Source organism: Methylobacterium sp. SyP6R, from assembly GCF_019216885.1.
Classification (GTDB): Bacteria; Pseudomonadota; Alphaproteobacteria; order Rhizobiales; family Beijerinckiaceae; genus Methylobacterium.
Window position 1 is genome coordinate 351,579 of record NZ_JAAQRC020000001.1, and the last position, 19,473, is coordinate 371,051.

At 70.1% G+C, this 19,473-nt stretch carries 18 protein-coding genes; 6 read left to right on the forward strand and 12 right to left on the reverse strand.

Annotated elements, in window-relative coordinates:
• Positions 1-92 precede the first annotated feature (92 nt).
• A complete protein-coding gene (locus tag HBB12_RS01640) occupies positions 93-779 on the forward strand; it encodes a response regulator transcription factor (protein WP_236987752.1) in 687 nt (228 codons plus the stop codon).
• A gap of 104 nt (positions 780-883) precedes the next feature.
• Here the strand turns inward: HBB12_RS01640 and HBB12_RS01645 are convergent, their stop codons facing one another.
• Both HBB12_RS01645 and HBB12_RS01650 read right to left on the reverse strand, forming a co-directional pair.
• Positions 884-2,125, reverse strand: coding sequence for an IS110 family RNA-guided transposase (locus HBB12_RS01645; protein WP_236987753.1), 1,242 nt, complete (start codon positions 2,123-2,125; stop codon positions 884-886).
• A 421-nt stretch (positions 2,126-2,546) separates the two neighbouring features.
• Positions 2,547-3,635 (reverse strand): alanine racemase, encoded by a 1,089-nt coding sequence (locus HBB12_RS01650; protein WP_442919336.1) that lies wholly within the window; start codon positions 3,633-3,635, stop codon positions 2,547-2,549.
• A gap of 411 nt (positions 3,636-4,046) precedes the next feature.
• Here HBB12_RS01650 and HBB12_RS01655 point away from each other — a divergent pair, with 411 nt between their 5' ends.
• The 3 genes from HBB12_RS01655 (at position 4,047) to dapD (ending at position 7,080) form a co-directional block, all read left to right on the forward strand.
• On the forward strand, positions 4,047-5,570 hold the full coding sequence (locus HBB12_RS01655; protein WP_236987755.1) for a sensor domain-containing diguanylate cyclase: 1,524 nt from the start codon (positions 4,047-4,049) through the stop codon (positions 5,568-5,570).
• 145 nt (positions 5,571-5,715) lie between these two features.
• Positions 5,716-6,168 carry a cyclic nucleotide-binding domain-containing protein gene (locus HBB12_RS01660; RefSeq protein ID WP_236987756.1) on the forward strand — a complete coding sequence of 151 codons (453 nt, stop codon included), beginning with the start codon at positions 5,716-5,718 and terminating at the stop codon, positions 6,166-6,168.
• A 66-nt stretch (positions 6,169-6,234) separates the two neighbouring features.
• Positions 6,235-7,080: a 2,3,4,5-tetrahydropyridine-2,6-dicarboxylate N-succinyltransferase gene (dapD, locus tag HBB12_RS01665; RefSeq protein WP_236987757.1), complete on the forward strand. Its 846-nt coding sequence runs from the start codon at positions 6,235-6,237 to the stop codon at positions 7,078-7,080.
• Positions 7,081-7,298: 218 nt separating this feature from the next.
• On the opposite strand, the gene panC is transcribed toward dapD, so the two are convergent.
• Together panC and HBB12_RS01675 are read right to left on the reverse strand one after the other, a co-directional pair.
• Positions 7,299-8,171, reverse strand: a complete 873-nt coding sequence (gene panC / locus HBB12_RS01670; RefSeq protein ID WP_236987758.1) for a pantoate--beta-alanine ligase — start codon at positions 8,169-8,171, stop codon at positions 7,299-7,301.
• Between the two features lie 161 nt (positions 8,172-8,332).
• Positions 8,333-9,142, reverse strand: coding sequence for a hypothetical protein (locus HBB12_RS01675; RefSeq protein ID WP_236987759.1), 810 nt, complete (start codon positions 9,140-9,142; stop codon positions 8,333-8,335).
• Between the two features lie 699 nt (positions 9,143-9,841).
• On the opposite strand from HBB12_RS01675, the gene HBB12_RS01680 reads away from it, so the two are divergent.
• Positions 9,842-10,849: a helix-turn-helix domain-containing protein gene (locus HBB12_RS01680; RefSeq protein WP_236987760.1), complete on the forward strand. Its 1,008-nt coding sequence runs from the start codon at positions 9,842-9,844 to the stop codon at positions 10,847-10,849.
• A gap of 69 nt (positions 10,850-10,918) precedes the next feature.
• On the opposite strand, the gene yjfF is transcribed toward HBB12_RS01680, so the two are convergent.
• The 4 genes from yjfF to ytfQ all read right to left on the reverse strand — a co-directional run bounded on the left by yjfF (position 10,919) and on the right by ytfQ (position 15,809).
• Positions 10,919-11,941, reverse strand: coding sequence for a galactofuranose ABC transporter, permease protein YjfF (yjfF, locus tag HBB12_RS01685; protein ID WP_236987762.1), 1,023 nt, complete (start codon positions 11,939-11,941; stop codon positions 10,919-10,921).
• A complete protein-coding gene (locus tag HBB12_RS01690; protein WP_236987763.1) occupies positions 11,938-12,945 on the reverse strand; it encodes an ABC transporter permease in 1,008 nt (335 codons plus the stop codon). The genes yjfF and HBB12_RS01690 overlap by 4 nt, the downstream gene beginning before the upstream one ends.
• A 3-nt stretch (positions 12,946-12,948) precedes the next feature.
• Complete coding sequence (locus HBB12_RS01695) at positions 12,949-14,490, reverse strand: sugar ABC transporter ATP-binding protein (RefSeq protein WP_236987764.1); 1,542 nt, start codon at positions 14,488-14,490, stop codon at positions 12,949-12,951.
• 359 nt (positions 14,491-14,849) lie between these two features.
• A complete protein-coding gene (ytfQ, locus tag HBB12_RS01700) occupies positions 14,850-15,809 on the reverse strand; it encodes a galactofuranose ABC transporter, galactofuranose-binding protein YtfQ (RefSeq protein WP_236987765.1) in 960 nt (319 codons plus the stop codon).
• 286 nt (positions 15,810-16,095) lie between these two features.
• On the opposite strand from ytfQ, the gene HBB12_RS01705 reads away from it, so the two are divergent.
• A complete protein-coding gene (locus tag HBB12_RS01705; RefSeq protein WP_236987766.1) occupies positions 16,096-16,701 on the forward strand; it encodes an HD domain-containing protein in 606 nt (201 codons plus the stop codon).
• A gap of 9 nt (positions 16,702-16,710) precedes the next feature.
• On the opposite strand, the gene HBB12_RS01710 is transcribed toward HBB12_RS01705, so the two are convergent.
• From HBB12_RS01710 to ybaK, 4 genes are all read right to left on the reverse strand, one after another.
• Positions 16,711-17,745 carry a MerR family transcriptional regulator gene (locus HBB12_RS01710; RefSeq protein ID WP_236987767.1) on the reverse strand — a complete coding sequence of 345 codons (1,035 nt, stop codon included), beginning with the start codon at positions 17,743-17,745 and terminating at the stop codon, positions 16,711-16,713.
• Positions 17,742-18,497, reverse strand: a complete 756-nt coding sequence (locus HBB12_RS01715) for an aspartate/glutamate racemase family protein (protein WP_236987768.1) — start codon at positions 18,495-18,497, stop codon at positions 17,742-17,744. Before HBB12_RS01715 ends, HBB12_RS01710 begins: the two co-directional genes overlap by 4 nt.
• A gap of 90 nt (positions 18,498-18,587) precedes the next feature.
• Positions 18,588-18,926: a hypothetical protein gene (locus HBB12_RS01720; protein ID WP_236987769.1), complete on the reverse strand. Its 339-nt coding sequence runs from the start codon at positions 18,924-18,926 to the stop codon at positions 18,588-18,590.
• 65 nt (positions 18,927-18,991) lie between these two features.
• Positions 18,992-19,462, reverse strand: a complete 471-nt coding sequence (gene ybaK / locus HBB12_RS01725; RefSeq protein ID WP_236987770.1) for a Cys-tRNA(Pro) deacylase — start codon at positions 19,460-19,462, stop codon at positions 18,992-18,994.
• Positions 19,463-19,473 lie beyond the last annotated feature (11 nt).

The following is a 19,473-nucleotide window of genomic DNA, read 5'->3' on the forward strand; positions in this document are numbered from 1 at the left end:
GCCCCGCAAGCTGCCAGGCTGCGCTCCGTCCGGGAGTGCCGCCCCGGCCGGCGGCGGGTCGCCCGTTCGCCTTCCTCGAGAGTGCCGGTTCGATGTCGAACGCCCACCGCCTGCTCGTCGTCGACGACGATCCGACCCTGCGCGACACCCTCACCGAGCAGCTCGCCCTGTCGGACGCCTTCGAGGTGGCGACCGCCGAGACCGCGCGGGGCGCGATGGACCGGGTCGCGGCCGAGCGCGTCGATCTCGTGGTGATGGATGTCGGCCTGCCCGATCTCGACGGGCGCGAGGCGGTGCGGCAGATGCGCCAGGGCGGCTTTCGCGGCCCGGTGATCATGCTGACCGGCCAGGTCTCGGATGCCGACACGGTGCAGGGGCTGGATGCCGGCGCCAACGACTACGTGACGAAGCCGTTCAAGTTCGCGGTGCTGCTCGCCCGCATCCGCGCCCAGTTGCGCCAATACGAGGCGAGCGAGGACGCGGTGTTCCAGATCGGCCCCTATACCTTCCGTCCGGGCGCCAAGCTCCTCGTCGGCGAGCGCGGCTCGAAGCTGAAGCTCACCGAGAAGGAGACCGCGATCCTGCGCTTCCTCTACCGGGCCGGACGGCAGGTAGTCGGGCGCGACACCCTGCTCGCCGAGGTGTGGGGCTACAACGCCCAGGTCACCACCCACACGCTCGAGACCCACATCTACCGCCTGCGCCAGAAGATCGAGCCGAACCCGGCGACCGCCTCGATCCTGGTGACGGAGGGCGGCGGGTACAAGCTGCTGCCATAGGCACGGGGGGATGGCTGAGCCGGTCGGTGACCGTGGGTCATCGAAAGTCCCAGGATCATCCCACGCGCAACCTCATCCCGAGGTGTGGAGCGATCGACGATGGACTAAATAGAAACTGGCTCTACGGGTTTGATTTCGCACGCAAATCCAAGGCGCTCGATCTGCCGCACGAGCGCCTTGGCGCGGATGGTCGGGGCCGCCTTGCGGCCGTGATCAGGCCCGGGATCGACGTAAGCCGTGCCGGCCTTGAGCATGTGATAGATCGCGGTCAACATCGAAGCGGCGACCGCGCAGATCGCCTTCTTGGGGCCGCGCCGGCCGCGCAAGCGCTGGAACTGCGCCCTGATGTAGCTCGCCTTCTTGCGCACTCCGGCCCAGGCGGCCTGCACCAAGGCCGTCTTGAGCCAGGGCGCGCCCTTGCGCAGTCGCGTCGAGCGCCGCTTGCCCGCGCTCTCGTCGTTTCTCGGGCACAGCCCGGCCCAGGAGATCAGATGGCCGGCGGTCGGGAAGCGGCTCATGTCGGGGCCGATCTCGGAGAGGATCACCTGCGCGGTGAGGTCACTGATGCCCGGGATCGTCACCAGCAGCTTCACCGCTTCCCGGAAAGGGCCGAGGTCGCGCTCCACCTGCGCGTCGATCTCCGCGATCGCTCGCCCCAACCCGTCGTACTGGCGTAGATGCACACCGAGCAGGAAACGGTGGTGATCCCCGATCCGGCCCGTGAGCGCGGCCCGGATCGCCTCGGGCGCCGCCTTCACCCGCGGGCTGACCAGCGCCTGCAGCCCAGCCGGATCGCGCTCGCCCTTGACCAGCGCGTCGAGCACGGCGCGACCGGACTGGCCCATGATGTCGGTGAGCACCGAGGCGAGCTTGAGGTTGGCCTCCTCGAGGGTCTTCTGGATGCGCTGGACGTGGCTGGCCTGCTCGCGGACCAGTTGCTTGCGGGTGCGCAGCAGGTCGCGCATCGCCTGGGTCTGAGCCTCGGGCACGAAGCTGGCGCGGATCAGGCCGTGGGCGAGCAGGTCGGAGAGCCAAACCGCGTCGGCGACGTCGGTCTTGCGGCCGGGCACGTTCTTGACATGGGCGGCATTGGCCAGGATCAGGGTGCGGCTGTCGGCGTCGAGGACCTGCCAGACCGGGCGCCAGTAGATGCCGGTCGCCTCCATGGCGACATGGGTGCAGGCGTGCTCGTCGAGCCAGGCGGAGAGGTCGAGCAGAGCGGGCGTGGTGGTGGCAAACGTCCGCACCTCACGCTGAACCTCGCTGCTCTCGGCCAGACGGATGGCTGCGACGACGGTGTCCTTGTGAACATCGAGGGCGGCGCAGCGGGGGTAGAGGACCTCCATCACGATCTCCTTGCCGTCAGGCCGCCGGCGCAGGCTCCCGTGAGATCAAATCTAAATGACGCGCTCCGGGGCTGGCCCGAGGACCGGCCCGTGACGCAAGCGAGGGGACTGAAGAGGAGCCCGGATCCAACTGATACGCGGGGTCTGGCACACCAAAGACGAACCGATCTCTCCGCCGACGGCAAGTCCACTCTGCCATATGTTTCATCCGCAAGGGACCGCGAAGCCGGTGACGAACTGATACCAATGGTCCAAGATGCTGACGCATCGGGCCATTGATCCATCTCGAATTTTCGATTTCAAGCCAGAGGCTTGGCGAAAATTCGAGAGCGGAACCAAAGGTCGTTTCCAACGACCGTTGGTATGACACCTCGGGATGAGGGCGTGAATGGGAACGACGCCGGAACGGATGCTCCATTCGTCAAGCGATCATCCCGCGCGCCTCGACCGGCAACGTCCCGACGATCGCCCCGTCCCGCACCGCCACCAGCTCGTCGACCATGTTGACGACGACGCAGACGTGGTTGGGCACCACCTCGACCAGGGTGCCGACCGGGGGCCGCGAGGTGCAGGCCGAGAGGTCGAGGAAGCCGTGCTCCTCGGCGAAGGCGCCGATCCGGGCGCCGGGATGGTCGGGCAGCAGGCCGAACCCGTCGAGGCCGCCGCCGGCGTCGCTGGTGAGCGTCTTGGAACCGGCATCCAGGATGCCGCGCTCGAGGCCTGCCCGGCTCACCACCCGGGCGAGCACCGCGAGCGCGCAATCGTCGAGCGTCGCGACGCCCGCCGCCATCATCATGCGGTCGTTGAAGATCACCGTGCCGGCCCGGTGCTCGGTGGCGCCGCGGACCCGGCCGAGTTCCGGCAGGTTCGGCGTGCCGCCGGTCGAGACGATGCGGGCGGTCAGACCATGCTCGGCGAGCCCCGCTTGCGCCGCGTCGAGGAAGCGTTGCGCGCCGTCGGCGTCGCCGGCTGGGGGATAGAGGAGCAGGCCCGCGAAGGCGAGGCCGGGCCGGGCGGCGATGTCGCGGGCGAGCGCCACCGCCTCGCCCGGGGTCTCGACGCCGGCGCGCTTGCGGCCGGTGTCGCATTCCACCACCACGTCGAGAGTGCGCCCGCCCGCTTGCGCGGCCTCGTGCAGGCCCGCCACCGTGATCGCGTTGTCGGCCGCGACGGTGATCCGGGCAGCGCTCTCGCGCAGGAGCCGGCCGAGGCGCCCGAGCGCGTGCGGGCCGATCAGGTTGTAGCTCACCAGGATGTCGTCGATCCCGGCCCGGGCCATCACCTCGGCCTCGCCGATCTTCTGGCAGGTGACGCCGCTTGCGCCGGCCTCGATCTGCATCCGGGCCAGCACCGGGCTCTTGTGCGTCTTGATGTGCGGGCGGTTGGCGAGGCCGGCCGCGTCGCAGGCGGCCTGGAGCCGGGCGATGTTGCGGGCCACCCGGTCGAGGTCGATCACCACCGCCGGCGTGCCGTGGCGGCGGGCGATCTCCTCGCGCAAGGCGGGGCTCAGCATCGCGGCGCATCCCGGCAGGGCGTCGGCGCAATCGTGTCGGCACGCATCGTGGTCCCTCCTGGCGGCGGTTCTTTCGCGGGCCGGATCCTAGAGCATTTTCCGACGAAGTGGATGCCGGTTCGTCGCAGAAAATGCGGCAAAATCAAAGACCTAGAGCAGCCCTCGATCGCGTTGCAATCGGTACCATGCTGGATCTTCGATCTTGGCTATGTCTTTGATATTGAGATTATTTCTCCTCGACGAGCCGGCATGTGCCCCGCCGCAGGATGCGCCGGCCGCGGCCGTCTGCGCCACCTCGGGCACGTCAGCCATCCACATGAGGGCATCCCTCCGTTTCCGCCGGGCAACCCAATGTTAGAAATCCGCTACTAGAGAGAGAACATCCCAGCACCGCGCAACGGAGCGTCGATGCCGTCCGGACCCCGCAGGCGACCCTCCACCGCGTCCCGCACGCTGGCCGGATCGATCGTGGTTGCCACCCTGGTGATTGGTGCGGTTTCCGGCCTGACGGTCATGCAGATGCGCGCGAGCGCCTGGGATCAGGTCGGCCGTGTGTCGCAGAACCTGCTCGAATCGGTCGAGCACATGGTCGACCGCAACATCGAACTCTATGACCTGTCGCTCCAGGCCGTGGTCGAAGGCCTGCACAACCCGGAGGCCGACGGCATCGCGCCGAGCCTGCGTCAGGTCGTGCTGTTCGACCGGGCCGCCACGGCGACCGGCCTCGGCGCCATCCTGGCCCTCGACGCGCAGGGGCAGGCCTTCGCCGATTCGACCGATCCAGTGCCCCGCCGGCTGAGTTTTCCCGACGCGGATTTCTTCCGGGTCCACAAGGAGCGGGGGGATGTCGGTCTCTATATCGGCAAGCCGTTCCGGACGAAGCCGGACGGGCGCTGGGTGATCCCGCTCAGCCGCCGCCTCGCCTATGCCGACGGGGCCTTCGCCGGCGTCGTCGTCGGCACGATCGACATCGGCTACTTCAACGCCCTGTTCGGCCGCCTCAGCCTCGGCGACCACACCCGCATCGCCTTCTTCCGCGAGAGCGGCGAGCTTCTGGTCCGCAGCCCGGTGATGGAGGACGCGATCGGCAAGGACCTGACGGCGGCGCCGCATTTCCGGAACTTCCTCGAGCACCGCTCGGGACAGTTCGTCGCGACCGGCTACACCGAGGCGATCGAGGGCCTGTTCAGCTACAGCCGGATCGGCGACCGCCCGCTCATCGCCGCGGTGGTGGTGCCCACGCGGGCCATCGCCGAGCTGTGGCGGCCCAAGGCGATGGCGATCGTGGCCGTGGTGGCCTTCCTGTGCGGCGGCATGATCGGGCTGACCCTGGTGCTCCAGCGCGAGCTCGAACGGCGGGCCCGCGCCGAGGAGGGGGCGCTCGCGGCCAACCGCGACCTCGCCCGCCTCGCCCATACCGACGGACTCACCGGCCTGCCGAACCGGCGCCACTTCGACGAGGCCTTCGCGCGGGCGCGCGCGGAGGTCGCGCGGACGGGCGTGCCTCTCTCCCTCGTCCTGCTCGATGCCGACCGGTTCAAGCGCTACAACGACACCTACGGCCACCTCGCCGGGGACGAGGTGCTGCGCGCCGTCTCCCGTGTGCTGCAGCGCCAGGTCGGCGAGCCGGACGAGACCGCCTGCCGGATCGGCGGCGAGGAATTCGCCGTGCTGCTGCCGGGGGCGTCCGGTGCCGAGGCCGCGGCCCGGGCCGAGCGCATCCGCCAGGCCCTGGCCCGCCTGCAGATCCCGCATGTCGGCAACGAGGGCGGCGTCGTCAGCGTGAGCCTCGGCGTCGCCGAGGTGCAGCTGGCCGAGACCGCCGGGCAGTCCTTCGCCGCCGCCGACGCGGCGCTCTACGAGGCCAAGCGCCAGGGGCGCAACCGCGTGGTGGCACGGCCCGGCGGCGCGGAGGCCGTGCGGGTCGCGTGACGCTGCGCAGACTGACGGTGGCGCGCCGACGCAAGTCTGCTTAGAGGAGTCTGCTTAGAGCTTGTCTGCGCGGAGCGTGAAGCTCGGGCGGACTGGACGGACGCGTGAGGACCGCGCGAGGCGCATCACGGGGAGAGCGGGGCCGTTGGCGCTCGACGACGACATCGCGATTCTGGAAGCGGCGCCGCTGTTCGGCCTGATGAACCGGGACGCCCTGCGGCTGATCTCGTTCGCCGCCGAGCGCCGGCAACTCGCGCCGGGCGCCGTGCTGTTCACCCGCGGCGACACCGCCGAGGGCGGCTTCGTGGTGACCCGCGGCACCGTGGTGCTGGAGCCCCGCGGGCCCCGCGGCGCCCTGGTCGAGGCCGGGCCCGCCGCGCTGATCGGCCAGGCCGCCCTGTTCTTCACCCTGGAGCGGCCGACCACCGCGCGGGCCGGCAACGGCCCGGTCGAGGTGATGGTCGTCACCCAGGCGGTGATGCGCCGGATGCTCGAAGTGTTTCCGGATGCCGCCGCGGTCATCCACGATGCGCTCGCCGACGAGCTCGCCGCGCTCACCCGCGCCTTCGCCGACAGCCGCGCCGCCGACCCGACGTGACAGCACGGCAGGGGCTTTGGTAGAGGGGACGCCGCAACGAAACGAACTCCCGCCTGGACGCCTCCCATGTCGCACGCCGATCTCGCCCGGACCATCGAAGCCGCCTGGGAGGACCGCGCCGGCATCGGCGCCGATACGCGCGGACCGGTGCGCGAGGCCGTCGAGGCCGCCCTGGCGCTCCTCGATTCCGGCGAGGCCCGGGTCGCCGAGAAGAGCGAGGGCGGTGACTGGCACGTCAACCAGTGGCTCAAGAAGGCGGTGCTGCTCTCCTTCCGCCTCAACGACATGTCGCTGATCGAGGGCGGGCCGGGCGGCGGCGGCTGGTGGGACAAGGTGCCGTCGAAGTTCGAGGGCTGGGACGCCGCGCGCTTCCGCGCCGCCGGTTTCCGGGCGGTGCCGGGTGCGGTGGTGCGCCGGGGCGCCCATATCGCGCCCGGTGCGGTGCTGATGCCGTCCTTCGTCAATCTCGGCGCCTATGTCGGCGAGGGCTCGATGATCGACACCTGGGCCACGGTCGGCTCCTGCGCCCAGATCGGCAAGCACTGCCACATCTCCGGCGGCGCCGGTATCGCCGGCGTGCTCGAGCCGCTCCAGGCCAACCCGGTCATCATCGAGGACAATTGCTTCATCGGCGCCCGCGCCGAGGTGGCCGAGGGCGTGATCGTCGGCGAGGGCAGCGTGCTCTCGATGGGCGTCTATATCGGCGCCTCGACCAAGATCATCGACCGGGCCACCGGCGAGGTCACCTACGGCCGGGTGCCGCCCTACTCGGTGGTCGTGTCGGGCACCCAACCCGGCAAGGCGCTGCCGGACGGCACCCCCGGCCCGTCGCTCTACTGCGCCGTCATCGTCAAGCGGGTCGATGCCGGCACCCGGGCCAAGACCGGCATCAACGAGCTCCTGCGGGACTGATACCAACGGTCGTTGAAAGCGACCTTTGGTTCCGGTCTCGAATTTTCGCCAAGCCTCGAATTTACGCCAAGCCCGAGGTCCCGGACTTCTGGGCGTGGTGTCGACAATTCGAGATGGGTCGACGGTCCCGTCGATCTCGGGCCTGCCCGAGATCGAATCGATGCGTCAGCATCTTGGGCCGTCGGTATGAGTCTTCCCCAGCGTCGCGGTCTCGTCTTTCAGACCGCGACGTTGTCGATGAGGCGCGTGCGGCCGAGGAAGGCCGCCGCCAGCACCCGCGCCGGACCCTCGACCCGCTCCAGCGGCGCCAGGGTCTCGGCATCGTTCACCGACAGGTACTGCACCGGCGCAAAGCCCGCCGCCTCCAGCGCCGCCCGGCCCTCCGCCAGGGCGGGTGCCGTCGCCGCCCCGTTGCGCACCGCCTCGGCCACCCGTTGCAGCACGGCATGCATCGCCGGCGCGGCCCGCCGCTCCCCCTCCGAGAGGTAGCGGTTGCGCGACGACAGGGCGAGGCCGTCCGGCTCGCGCAGGGTCGGCGCGCCCTCGATCGCGACCGGGATGTCGAGGTCGCGGGCGGCGCGCCGGATCACCTGGAGCTGCTGAAAATCCTTCTCGCCGAAGATCGCCCGGTCGGGCAGGCCTTGCAGCAGGAGCTTCGTCACCACGGTGGCGACGCCGGCGAAATGCCCGGGGCGCAAGGGGCCGCACAGGACCTCCGTCAGTCCCGCCACCGTCACGGTGGTGGAGAAGCCCTGCGGATACATGGTGTCGACGTCGGGCAGGAAGGCGGCATCGGCCCCGATTGCGGCGAGCAGGGCGAGATCGGCCTCCAGGACGCGCGGATAGCGTGAAAAGTCCTCGTTGGGGCCGAACTGCGTCGGGTTGACGAAGATGCTGACCACGACCCGCCGGCTTCCCGCCTGCGCTTGCCGTACCAGGGACAGGTGCCCCTCGTGCAGCGCCCCCATGGTCGGCACCAGGGCCACGCCCTCCCCGGCCGCCCGCCAGCCCCGCACCTGCGCCCGCAGGGCGGCGACGTCGGTCAGCCGGAGAACGGGGGTGGAGCGGGCAGGGGACGGTGATAGGGTCATCGTCGATCTCCGGTCGGTCGAACCGGCGCGACCGTAATCGGGGCGGGCGCCGGGCGCCAGGGTCGCGCCGCGCCGAGATGCGGGGAAGATCCCCCGCCTCTGCGCCGGTCGCTGCCGGGACTCGAGAGTGTCGAATAGTGCACGTCCCCAGCGGAACGGCGTCAGAGCTGTTGCTGCCTCATCAAGGCCTCGCGACCGAGGCGATACGTGAGATCGCTGTAAGACAGGGAATCCGCGATGAAGCGGTCGAACGCATCGATCCAGAGCGGTGTCAGGACGATGAACTGTCCCTTGTCACCGTGGCGCGCGAGGAAGCCGTGTTGCTCCGCGGCGAGCAGCATGTTCCGGATATGCGAGCGGGACACCCCGAACCGGGGGGCGAGCGCCGCGAGATCGGCCTCCCGCACGGCGCTGTCCGTGGTTTCCCCCCCGAGGCGGCACAGGGTGAACAGGATCGAGAGGGCACTGGTCGCGGCCAGGAAGAAGACGACGGCGAGGTTGCGCCACGCCACCTTGACGGCACCTTCGAGCACGGGAACGGAGGCGCTGCCGTGGGCCCTCTGGAAGGCCGGGCTGCGATCGAGGGCGAGCGCGTATCCAGGCTTCGGAAACAGGATCGACAGCGGCTCGAAATGCGCCGCCATCCACTCGCGGTCCCATCGCAGCAGCGCCTCGGTGGGGACGAGCAGGCGGACGCGGCTATCCGCGGGGTGATGGCGAAGCTCCAGGAACTGGGTCTGGACCAGGCGGGCGACGAAGTCGTCGATGAAACGGGGGCTGGCGAAACCGAAATCCGCCACGGTATCCTTGAGCCGCTTCAAGGTCGGCCACGTTTCGCGATCGTCTTCGATGTAGCGCGCATGCAGGCAGACGATGATCGCCAGCGTCGTGACGCGGCCGGCATCGGCGCCGGAATTTCCGGGAAACCCATCCAGTTTGTAGACATCGATGCAGTTATTGATGTAAAGCATGCGACTTTCTTGAAATCGCGGATGCGACAATATTTCTTCCACTGTATGATGGGCGACCATGTCTTGCGAATCCATATCGTGTCCCATCTCAGGCAGGCCAGTCCCCGGGCAGGCGAGCACCAGGTCGATGCACGGGCCTTGCTGTGCTTACGAAAAGTTAAAATGACGCAATCAAATCTGAATGTGCTCAGGCATCCGTGTATCGCCTGATGCATACTGCGTCATCTGTGGTGGGTAAAGGTGCAAGGTCGGACAGGCCGTCGATCCAAGGCGAAGAATTCGACGGATCCGACCTGCAAACAGGATGGCGTCACCCGCAAGGGTATCAGCGAGGAGGCCCACTTCCCGTAGCGATACGATTTCCCTCCGCAACCCGCATGTTCCCTTGCCGATCGGACCTGGACCGAGGCGGCGACGGCGCGACCCGTGCCTCGTGTCTCCGAAATCCTCGCGATGAGCCCGGTGAGGGCCGGTGCGGCCGCCGATCCTCTTCCCGGTGGCGATCGTCTCAAAGACCGTCCCGATCGTCGCAAAATTTGTCACCCGACGCGCTTGTCGCTGCGGAATCGGCTGGATAGAGCAAGACGTAGATGAGTCGTCGCCTCCATGATCCTGAAGGCCGGGTTCCCGAGCAATCGCGTCAGGTCATGAGTGTCCGAGGAAGCCTCGTTCTTACGGCCCCAACGATAAGCGGTCACGATGTCGGGTATTCCTGTCGAACACTTCGCGCCGGATTGCGATCCGGCGGCGGCCTGGAAATCATGGGCAGAGCACCTCGCGCCGATCTTCGATGCGCGTCCGGTACCGGACACGCATGCGGGCCCCGAGGTCGGGATGCGAAGCTACAATCTCGGCTCGATCCTCGTCGGAGAGGTGTCGGCGCCCGCCCAGATGCTCGAGCGGAGCGGCCGCACCGCGGCGCACCAGGGCATCGACCATGTCCTGATCCAGTTCTACCGGCGCGGCACCAGCGTGATCCGGACGGACCGGGCGCAAGCCCGGATCGGCCCTTCCGACTTCGTCATCTACGACCTGGCTCAGCCGGTTTCCGTCGAGGCGTCGGCCGTGGACGCCACCAACATCCTCGTTCCCCGGGCCGTTCTCGGCCACCGCAGCGGGCAGATCGACAGCCTGCACGGCAGCGTGTTCAGCACCGCGCGCGATCGGGTGGCGCAGATCTTCGCCTCCTATCTGTGCGAGGTGGTGGCCGGCTGCAACGACCTGACGACCCAGCACGCGGCGGGCATCGCCCAGGCGGCGGCCTCGCTCTGCGCCACCGCGCTCCCGAACCCCTCGGGCGATGCCGCCGTCACGGAGCGCCGCATCAGCCTCGCCGTCAGGACGTTCATCCAGGACAATCTGGGTGCCAAGGATCTGGGCCCGGAGATGATCTGTGCCCAGTTCGGCCTGTCGCGGGCGACGCTGTACCGCCAGTTCGCGGCCGATGACGGCGTCCAGAACTACGTCCGCAATTGCCGCCTGGCTCAGGCGATGCGGCTGCTGACGGCCCCGCCCGATGGCGTGCGACCGCGGATCTCGAGCGTCGCCTATGCGACGGGCTTCTCGGACGAGAGAAGCTTCAGCCGCGCCTTCAAGCGGCGTTTCGGCAGCCTGCCGCGCGACGTGGCCATGCGCCGGGCGGCCGAGCCGCTTCAATCCGGGACCGGCCGGCAGCTCGGTGCGTGGCTTCAGCAGCTGGGTCTCTGACCGCACGCGCCTTGCGACCCCCGGCTGCTCTTCGGCAACCGGATCGTGCAGGACGCCGAACGCTCGCGCTCACGGCAGCGCGCGAGCGGGCAGGGGAGCGGAGGCCGGAGCCCGGCCGGGCGCGGCCGGGCCGGGGCGGCGGGCCCGTCGCGCCAGGACGGACAGGCCCTGCTGGAGCGCGATGAAGGCGAACAGCAGCGCGCCGGTGGCGATCTTCGCCCACCAGCTCGACAGCGTGCCGTCGAAGGTGATGTAGGTGCCGATCAAGGCCTGGATCATCACCCCGAGGAAGGTGCCGACCATCAGGCCCTGCCCGCCGGTGAGCAGCGTGCCCCCGATCACCACCGCGGCGATGGTGTCGAGCTCGACCCCGACCGCGGAGAGCGAATTGCCCGACGAGGTGTAGAGCGAGAACACGATCCCGGCGAGCCCCGCCAGCACGCTCGACAGGGTGTAGATCGCCACCGTGTTCGCACCGACGCGCAGGCCCATCAGCCGGGCCGAGACGCGGTTGCCGCCGAGCGCGTAGGCGGCGGTGCCGAAGCGCGTCAGGTGCAGGGCGAGGCCGCCGCCGACGAAGACCGCCAGCATGATCGCCGCCACCACGGTGAGCCGTCCGCCGCCGGGAAGCCGCAGGCTCGCCTCGCTCACCGCCTCGTAGAACGGCGCTGTGATCGGGATCGATTCGGTGGAGAGGAGAAAGCTCGCGCCGCGGGCTAGGAACATGCCGGCGAGCGTGACGATGAAGGGGGGCAGGTCGAGGAAGGCGATGATCCCGCCCATCGCCGCCCCGAACGCGGCCGCGATCAGGAGCGCGAGGGCGAAGGCGGCGAGCGGCGGCAGGCCCCAGCGCTCGATCGCGATGGCCAGGAACACGCCCGTGAAGGCGATCACCGAGCCGATCGACAGGTCGATGCCGCCCGACACGATCACGACGGTCATGCCGACCGCGACGATGCCGAGGAAGGCGCTGTCGGTGAGGAGGTTGCCGACGACCCGGGTCGACAGGAAGGCCGGGAACTGCGCGGCGCAGAGCGCGTAGCCCGCCGCGAAGACCAGCGCCGTGACCAGGACGGGGAGATATCGGTTCACGACGGCCTCCGCCGGACCAGCAGGGACAGGCCGGCGAGCCGGGGCGACTGGACGAGGAGCACCGCGAGCACCACCACCGCCTTGACGAGAAGGTTCAGCTCCGAGGGCAGGCCCGAGAGCAGGATGCCGGTATTCATCGCCTGGATGATGAAGGCGCCGAGCACCGCGAGCGGCACGCTGAAGCGGCCGCCCAGGAGCGAGGTCCCGGCGATCACCACCGCCAGGATCGCGTCGAGTTCGAGCCACAGGCCGGCATTGTTGGCATCCGCCCCGAGGATGTCGGCGGTGGTGACGAGGCCGGCGAGGGCCGCACAGAACCCGCTCCAGACATAGACCGCGAGCGTCGTCGTGCGCGTGCTGACGCCGGCGAGCGCGCTCGCCCGGGCATTGGCGCCGGTCGCCTCGATGAGGAGGCCGAAAGCCGTGCCGCGCACGACGAGGACCGTGACGGCAAGGACGCCCAAGGTGAGGACGATGGGGGCGGGCAGGCCGAAAACCGCGCCGTTGCTGAAGGCGGCGAGCCCGGGTGCGCTGAAGGTGACGATGCGCCCCTCGGTGAGAAGCTGCGCGATGCCGCGTCCCGCCACCATCAGGATCAGCGTCGCGATGATCGGCTGGATGCCGAGCACCGCGACGAGGAAGCCGTTCCAGGCCCCGCACAGGATGCCGGCGCCGAGCGACGCCGCCAGCACCACCGGCAGGGCGTGGCTGTCGGCAAGCGTCGCCGCGACCGCGCCGGTGATCGCCATGACGGCGCCGACCGACAGATCGATGCCGCGGGTCGCGACGACGAGGACCATGCCGATCGACAGGAGCGCCACCGGCGCGCCCCGGTTGAACACGTCGACCAGGCTGCCGAACAGCCGGCCGCCCTGCATCCGCAGGTCGAAGAATTGCGGCGAGACGAGCCAGTCGACCAGCAGGATCGCCGCGAAGGCGAGGATCTGCGGGGCGCCGCGCCGGGGAAGGCGGAGGGCGGGGAGGCGAAGGGACAGGGCTTGCATGGGTCAGGCGGCCTCCGCGGCCTCGTCGCCGGCGATCGCCTTGAGGATGGCGGTGACGTCGACGGCCTCGCCCTCGAGGGTGGCGATCTGGGCCCGGTCGCGCATCACCACGACCCGGTCGGCGTAAGTGACGATCTCCTCCAGCTCCGAGGAGATCACCACGAGGGCGAGCCCCTCGTCGCAGAGCCGCCGAATCAGCCGGATGATCTCCGCATGCGCCCCGACATCGATGCCGCGGGTCGGCTCGTCGAGGATCAGCACCTGCGGCTCGGTGGCGAGCCAGCGGGCGAGCAGCGCCTTCTGCTGGTTGCCGCCCGAGAGCAGCCCGATCGGGCGCTCCGGATCGGGCGGTCGGATGTCCAGCATCGCGATGTAGCGGCGCGCCAGCGCCTCCTGCTCCCGCCGCGGGATCGGGCGGAACGGCCCGCGCCGGGCCTGGAGCGCCAGGATGATGTTGTCGCGAACAGACAACTCGGCGATGATGCCTTCGGTCTTGCGCTCCTCCGGGCAGTAGCCGAAGCGGTGCCGGATGGCGTCGCGCGGCGTGCGCAGCCGGACCTCCGTGCCGTCGATGCGCGCCCGCCCCGTCTGTGCGATCTCGGCGCCGAAGAGGAGGCGGGCGGTCTCGGTGCGGCCGGACCCGAGGAGGCCGGCGAGGCCCACGACCTCGCCGCGCCGGAGCGTCAGGTCGAACGGCGCGACGTATCCAGGTTTTCCGAATTGTTCGAAGTGCGCGACCTCGCTCCCGGCGGCGCCGGATTGGTGCCGGTCCGCAGGCCCCGCCTCGGCGGTGGCCTCGCTGAGCTCGCGCCCGAGCATCGCCTGGATCAGCGTCATGCGCGGGAGGTCCGCGCTTGCCCAGGTGCCGACGAGCCGGCCGTTGCGCAGCACCGTGATGCGGTCGGTCACGGCGTAGACCTGGTCGAGGAAGTGGGTGACGAAGACGATGCCCAGTCCCCGCGCGGCGAGGCGGCGCATCACGCGAAACAGGATCTCGACCTCGTGCGCGTCGAGGCTCGCCGTCGGCTCGTCGAGGATCAGCACCCGGGCCGACAGGTCGACGGCGCGGGCGATGGCGACGAGGTGCTGCACCGCGACGGAATGGTCGCCGAGCGGCGCGCCAGGGTCGACCGCGAGGTCGAACTCGGCGAGGATGGCGGCCGCGCGCCGCCGCATCTCACCGTGGCGCACGAGGCCGAACCGGGTCGGCTCGCGGCCGAGGAAGAGGTTCTGCGCCACCGAGAGGTTCGGCAGCAGGTTCACCTCCTGGTAGACGGTGGCGATGCCCGCACTTTGCGCCGCCTCGCCGGAGCGCGGCGCGATGGCGGTGCCGTCGAGCGTTACCGTCCCGGCATCGCGCGTCACGATGCCCGTGACCGTCTTGATCAGCGTCGACTTGCCGGCGCCGTTCTCCCCGAGCAGCGCGTGGATCTCGCCGGCCTTCAGCGTGAAGTCCACGCCTTGGAGGGCCGGGAAGCCCGCGAAGCTCTTCGTGAGCCCACGGATCGCGAGGAGGGGGGCGCCGTCCGTTTGTGCCGAAGACATATACTCGATCCCGACAAGTCTAGCGCAGGTTTTCCCTCTCTCCCGTTCCTCGGGGAAAGGAAAAGGCGCGGATTTCTCCCTGCCCCCTCTGCGGGGGAGGGTGGCGAGCGGAGCGAGCCGGGAGAGGGGACGCCGCTTCAGGATATGGCGGAACCGTCGTGAAAGGCGCTCGCTGGAACAGCGTCGCGCTGCCCCTCTCCCGCCCGGCGCACGAGTGCTTCGCACTCGCAGCCGGGCACCCTCCCCCGCACAGGGGGGAGGGGAAAACCCGCGCCATCCTTTTTCCTGGACAGCTCTGCCTGAACGGCACGGAGGAGATAAATTTAACTTTTACTCGAAAGTCCCGAGCGAAGACCGCCTCAATACCCGAGCCCCTTCTTCGAATCGTAGACCTTCTGCGGATCGTCGGCCGCGGTGAAGAGCTTCGATTCGGTCTGGATCCATTTCGGCGGGACGGTGCCTTTGGTCTTGTAGGCGATGATGGCGTCGAAGGCCGGGCCGGCCATGTTCGGGGTCAGCTCGACGGTGGCATTGGCATCGCCCGCCATCATCGCCTTGAAGATGTCCGGGACGCCGTCGATCGAGACGGTGAGGATGTCCTTGCCGGGCTTGAGTCCCGCTTCCTTCATGGCCTGGATCGCGCCGACCATCATGTCGTCGTTGTGGGCGTAGACCGCGCAGATCGATTTAGCCCCGCCCTCGGCCTTGATGAAGCTCTCCATCACCTCCTTGCCCTTGGAGCGGGTGAAGTCGCCGGTCTGGCTGCGTACGACCTTGATGGTGGGTGTTCCGGCGATGGCCTGCTCGAAGCCCTTCTTGCGGTTGGTCGCGACGCTGGCGCCCACCGTGCCCTGCAATTCGACGACGTTGCAGGTTTTCGACCCGACGGTCTTCACCAGCCAGTCGCCCGCGACCTTGCCCTCGTGGACGCTGTCGGAGGTGACGGCGGTGAGATAGAGGTCCTTGCCGGAGGGGTCGATGTCGCGGTCGAGGAGCACGACCGGGATCTTCGCCTCGCGCGCTTCCTTCAGCACCGCGTCCCAGCCCGTCGCCACCACGGGCGCCAGGAAGATCGCGTCGACGCCTTGCGCCACGAAGGACCGGATCGCCTTGATCTGGTTCTCCTGCTTCTGCTGCGCGTCGGCGATCTTCAGGGTGACGCCCCGCTTCTGCGCCTCGGACTTGGTGACCGAGGTCTCGGCGGCGCGCCAGCCGGATTCGGAGCCGATCTGCGAGAACCCCACCGTCAGGCCGGCCGCCGACGCAGTCGAGGCGGCGAAGCCCGTGAGGAGCGTGGCGGCGAGAAGAAGACGATGCATCTTGGGGCGAAGCATCTTGGGACGATGCGTGCTGGCACCGGGCATGGGCGGCTCCCTCGATCCTTGTCGTGGCGCATCTGCGTGCGTGATCCGGAGCATGAGACAGGGGAAGCGGGGACGCAATAGTCATATTGTAAGATTTTTCGATCGGGGGACGTACGGGAAGACGAGGGTCGGTCGATGGATTCGCACGTGCCGGTCCGTCGGCAGGGCGATGCATGTTGCCCTGCGGAACCGGATCGGGCACGGCCTTCGAGGCGACGCTCAGCGAGGAGGCCTTGCACCCGTGACCCCGGACGAACTCGCCGGCACGCTCGATTTCCTGCAACGGGCCGAAGCGCTCAAGAGCACCCTGCGCAACGGCACCACCGCCTCCGGCCGGCAGGAGAGCACGGCCGAGCATACCTGGCGGCTCTGCCTGATGGTGATGGTCCTGACCGACGGCATCGACGGGATCGACGCGCTCAAGCTCCTCAAGATGTGCCTCGTCCACGATCTCGGCGAGGCGGTCGGCGGCGACATCCCGGCGACCGATCCCCGCGCGGCGGACAAGGGGCTCCAGGAGCGCCGGGATCTCCTCGCCCTCACGGCGACGCTGCCATCGGCGCGCCGGGACGAGATCGTGGGATTGTGGGAGGAGTACGAGGCCGGCACCTCGCCGGAGGCGGTCCTGGCTAAGGGCTTCGACAAGCTGGAGACGATCCTCCAGCACAACCAGGGCCGCAACCCGCCGGGCTTCGACTACGCCTTCAACCTCGCCTACGGTGCCAAGCACACCGCCCGCCACCCGCTGACGGCGGCGATCCGCGCCGTGCTCGACGAGGGCACGCGGGCGCGCATGGCACCGCGCGTGGAGGGGCCGGACCCTGGCGGCTCGACCCTCGACGGCTGACGGTCGCCTTCAGGCGGGCCGGACGGCCATCATTCCGGCCGTGCGCGCCCTGACGTCGGGAGCGGCGAGGCAGGTCGCCGCGGCCTCGTAGCCCCGCCCGCCCGGATGCGGCACGGCGAGCAGGGGCACGTCGTGGTTGGCCGGGCACAGGATGACGACCTCCTGCGGCGCGAGGGCGTCGAGGTCGAGGATGGACGAGGACCGGGTCATCAGCACGAGGGCCCGCTTGTCCGTGCCCCGCAGACGCAGATGCGCCATCAGGGCGACCTGCGTCGCCGCGCTCAAGCCCTCCTCCACCATGTCGATCACGAGCGATGCGGGGGCGTCGGTCTCCAGCGCGACGACGAGCGCGGTCAGCGCCTCCGATCGCTCCGCACCCTCCTCGACCAGCCACGCCAACCGGCGCTCGACCCGCTCCGCCAGGGGCGCGTCCTCCGCCAGGCGTCGTGCGAGGTCGGGATCGCCCAGGCGGTCGAGGCCGAGGAAGGCGACATCGGGCAGGGCCGCCGCGAGGCCTCGCGCGAAGCGGGTCTTGCCGCTGCCGAGCGGCCCGGTGAGGAAGGAGAGCCGGGGAAGGTCGTGGAGGGCGAACCATTCTCCGTCCCACGGCCAGGGCAGCACGAAGCCGATCGCCAGGGGTGCGCTCTCGACCAGCGCGCGCGTCACCGCAGCGGGCGCCGGAAGGCTGCCGCGGGCAAGATCCGCGCGCAGCGCCCGCACCCGGGCGAGGGCGGCGGCGGTCCGCTGGCCGGCCTCGCTCAGGCGGGCCTCATGCGCCGCGAGGCCCGCATCGAGGTCGCGCGGCTCCCCGTCGAGCACGCGGGCCACCTGAGCGAGGCTCAGGCCGAGACGGCGCAAGCCGACGATCTCGGCGGCCCGCGCCATCGCGGCCGCGTCGTAAGCACGCCATCCGGTGCGGGTGCGGTCGGGCGCGAGCAGGCCGCGCTGCTCGTAGAGGCGCAAGGCCTTGGCGGAGACGCCGAGCGTGGCGCCGGCCTGCGCGGGCGTGAGGCAACGGAACGACGGTTTCTGCGACGGGGTCATGGCTCACCTCGGTGGGTCGAACCTGACTTCCATCGGACCGGCCGCAGGGGCCGGGTCAAGGGCCTTCTCGACCGGCCCTCTCCGCCGTCACGCGGATCGGCGACCCTGCCCGGGCGGCGGCGATCGCCGCGGCGAGGCCGACCGTCGGGCTGGTGAGGGGGCGTCTCATCTGCGGGGAGCAGGGCGGCGGCGCCGGCCATCGAGGCCTGCGCCAGGGCGACCTGCCTCGCACCCGCGTCTCGCGCGGCGTCGGCGGCGCGGGCGACCAGTGCCCGATAGCGGTCGGACTCGCCCGCCTTGAAGGCCTCCCAGGCCTGTGGGACCACCTCCACGCCGATTTGCGCGCCCGTCGCCCGCGCGGCGGCTTCGAAGAGGCGCCGGGTCGGCTCGACCGTGGTCGCGACGGCGCAGAGCACCACCACCTGGCCGCCCGCCTTGACGGCTTCGGCGGCGAGCGCCGCATCGACCCGCAGGACCGGCGCCGCGACGTCGCGAGACGCGGATTCCACGGCCGGGCCCAGGGTCGAGCAGGTCAGCAGGACCGCATCGGCTTGCGCGGACAGGTCGCGCAGAAGCGCGGCGGTCTCGGCGGCGATAGCCGGCGTGAGGCCGCCCTCGCGCTCGGCGGCGGCGAGCAGGTCGGCGCGCACGGTGTGGTACAGGTGGATTCCGGTCAGGCCGGTGGTTTGCAGCGCCGCGTCGAAAACGGCGGCATTGCTGTCGATCGTGTGAAGGCAGGCGATGCGGGGCATGGGAGACGGTCCGGCGGCGACGGGGCCGGTTTACCCGTCGGGACCGGGGCGACAAGGTCAGTCGGGGTGAATCCGATCCGAGCCTGGTGCTCAGAAGCACCCTCGGACGAGCCGGCGCCCGTACGGGTCGTCGACGCCGCGCGGGGGCGGGAAGCCGTAATAGCTCGGCTTGCCGATGCCGAAGGGCGACCCGACGTAAGTGGGATCGCCCGGCGTGTTGGTCGGCACGAAGACCTGGCAACCGGGATCGCCCCGCGTCGGGGCTGAGGCGTCGCTGTCGCCGCGGGGGAAGTAGCGCGGCGGCGGGACGGGACCCGGTGCGGCCCGCGGCACCGGCCAATAGCCGGGCTCGGGCATGTCGGCCGCTCCCGCCGGCCCCGCGAGGCCGAGGGCGACCGCGCCCGCAACCAGCCCCACGCCGTACCGCATCCGTCCGCCCCCTCGTCCGTTCTCCTCTTCAGCCTTGGCGGATCATGGTTAAGGCAGCGTTTCCGTCAGGTGACGGCCTCGGTCCGGGCCTGGAGCACGCGCACGAGGTCGTCGGGCCTCACCCGCACCTGCAGCCCGCGCTGGCCGCCATTGACGAAGATTTCGGAGAAGCCGAGGGCCGCCGCATCGACCAGGATCGGGACCGATCGCTTCTGGCCGAGCGGGCTGATGCCGCCGACATGATAGCCGGTCAGCCGCTCCGCCTCGGCCGGGCGCATCATCGCGGCGGATTTTCCCGCGAAGGCGGCGGCGAGCTTCTTCAGCGACACCTCCCGGTCGGAGGGCACCAGCACGCAGACCGGCTTGCCGTCGATCGCCGCCATCAGGGTCTTGAACACCTCGCCCGGGGCAACGCCCATCGCCTCCGCCGCCTGGAGGCCGATGCGGGTCGCCTCCGGGTCGTAGTCGTAGGTGTGGACGGTGTGGGGGATGCCGGCGCGGGCAAGAGCCTGGGTGGCGCGGGTGGTCTTCGACATCGATGGGCGTC

Bases quoted from the DNA above. Each gene is read 5' to 3' on its own strand.
- HBB12_RS01640 (WP_236987752.1), top strand. From the start codon at position 93: ATGTCGAACGCCCACCGCCTGCTCGTCGTCGACGACGATCCGACCCTG.
- HBB12_RS01645 (WP_236987753.1), bottom strand. From the start codon at position 2,125: ATGGAGGTCCTCTACCCCCGCTGCGCCGCCCTCGATGTTCACAAGGAC.
- HBB12_RS01655 (WP_236987755.1), top strand. From the start codon at position 4,047: ATGCCGTCCGGACCCCGCAGGCGACCCTCCACCGCGTCCCGCACGCTG.
- dapD (WP_236987757.1), top strand. From the start codon at position 6,235: ATGTCGCACGCCGATCTCGCCCGGACCATCGAAGCCGCCTGGGAGGAC.
- panC (WP_236987758.1), bottom strand. From the start codon at position 8,171: ATGACCCTATCACCGTCCCCTGCCCGCTCCACCCCCGTTCTCCGGCTG.
- HBB12_RS01675 (WP_236987759.1), bottom strand. From the start codon at position 9,142: ATGCTTTACATCAATAACTGCATCGATGTCTACAAACTGGATGGGTTT.
- HBB12_RS01680 (WP_236987760.1), top strand. From the start codon at position 9,842: ATGTCGGGTATTCCTGTCGAACACTTCGCGCCGGATTGCGATCCGGCG.
- HBB12_RS01690 (WP_236987763.1), bottom strand. From the start codon at position 12,945: ATGCAAGCCCTGTCCCTTCGCCTCCCCGCCCTCCGCCTTCCCCGGCGC.
- HBB12_RS01695 (WP_236987764.1), bottom strand. From the start codon at position 14,490: ATGTCTTCGGCACAAACGGACGGCGCCCCCCTCCTCGCGATCCGTGGG.
- ytfQ (WP_236987765.1), bottom strand. From the start codon at position 15,809: ATGCATCGTCTTCTTCTCGCCGCCACGCTCCTCACGGGCTTCGCCGCC.
- HBB12_RS01710 (WP_236987767.1), bottom strand. From the start codon at position 17,745: ATGACCCCGTCGCAGAAACCGTCGTTCCGTTGCCTCACGCCCGCGCAG.
- HBB12_RS01715 (WP_236987768.1), bottom strand. From the start codon at position 18,497: ATGCCCCGCATCGCCTGCCTTCACACGATCGACAGCAATGCCGCCGTT.
- HBB12_RS01720 (WP_236987769.1), bottom strand. From the start codon at position 18,926: ATGCGGTACGGCGTGGGGCTGGTTGCGGGCGCGGTCGCCCTCGGCCTC.
- ybaK (WP_236987770.1), bottom strand. From the start codon at position 19,462: ATGTCGAAGACCACCCGCGCCACCCAGGCTCTTGCCCGCGCCGGCATC.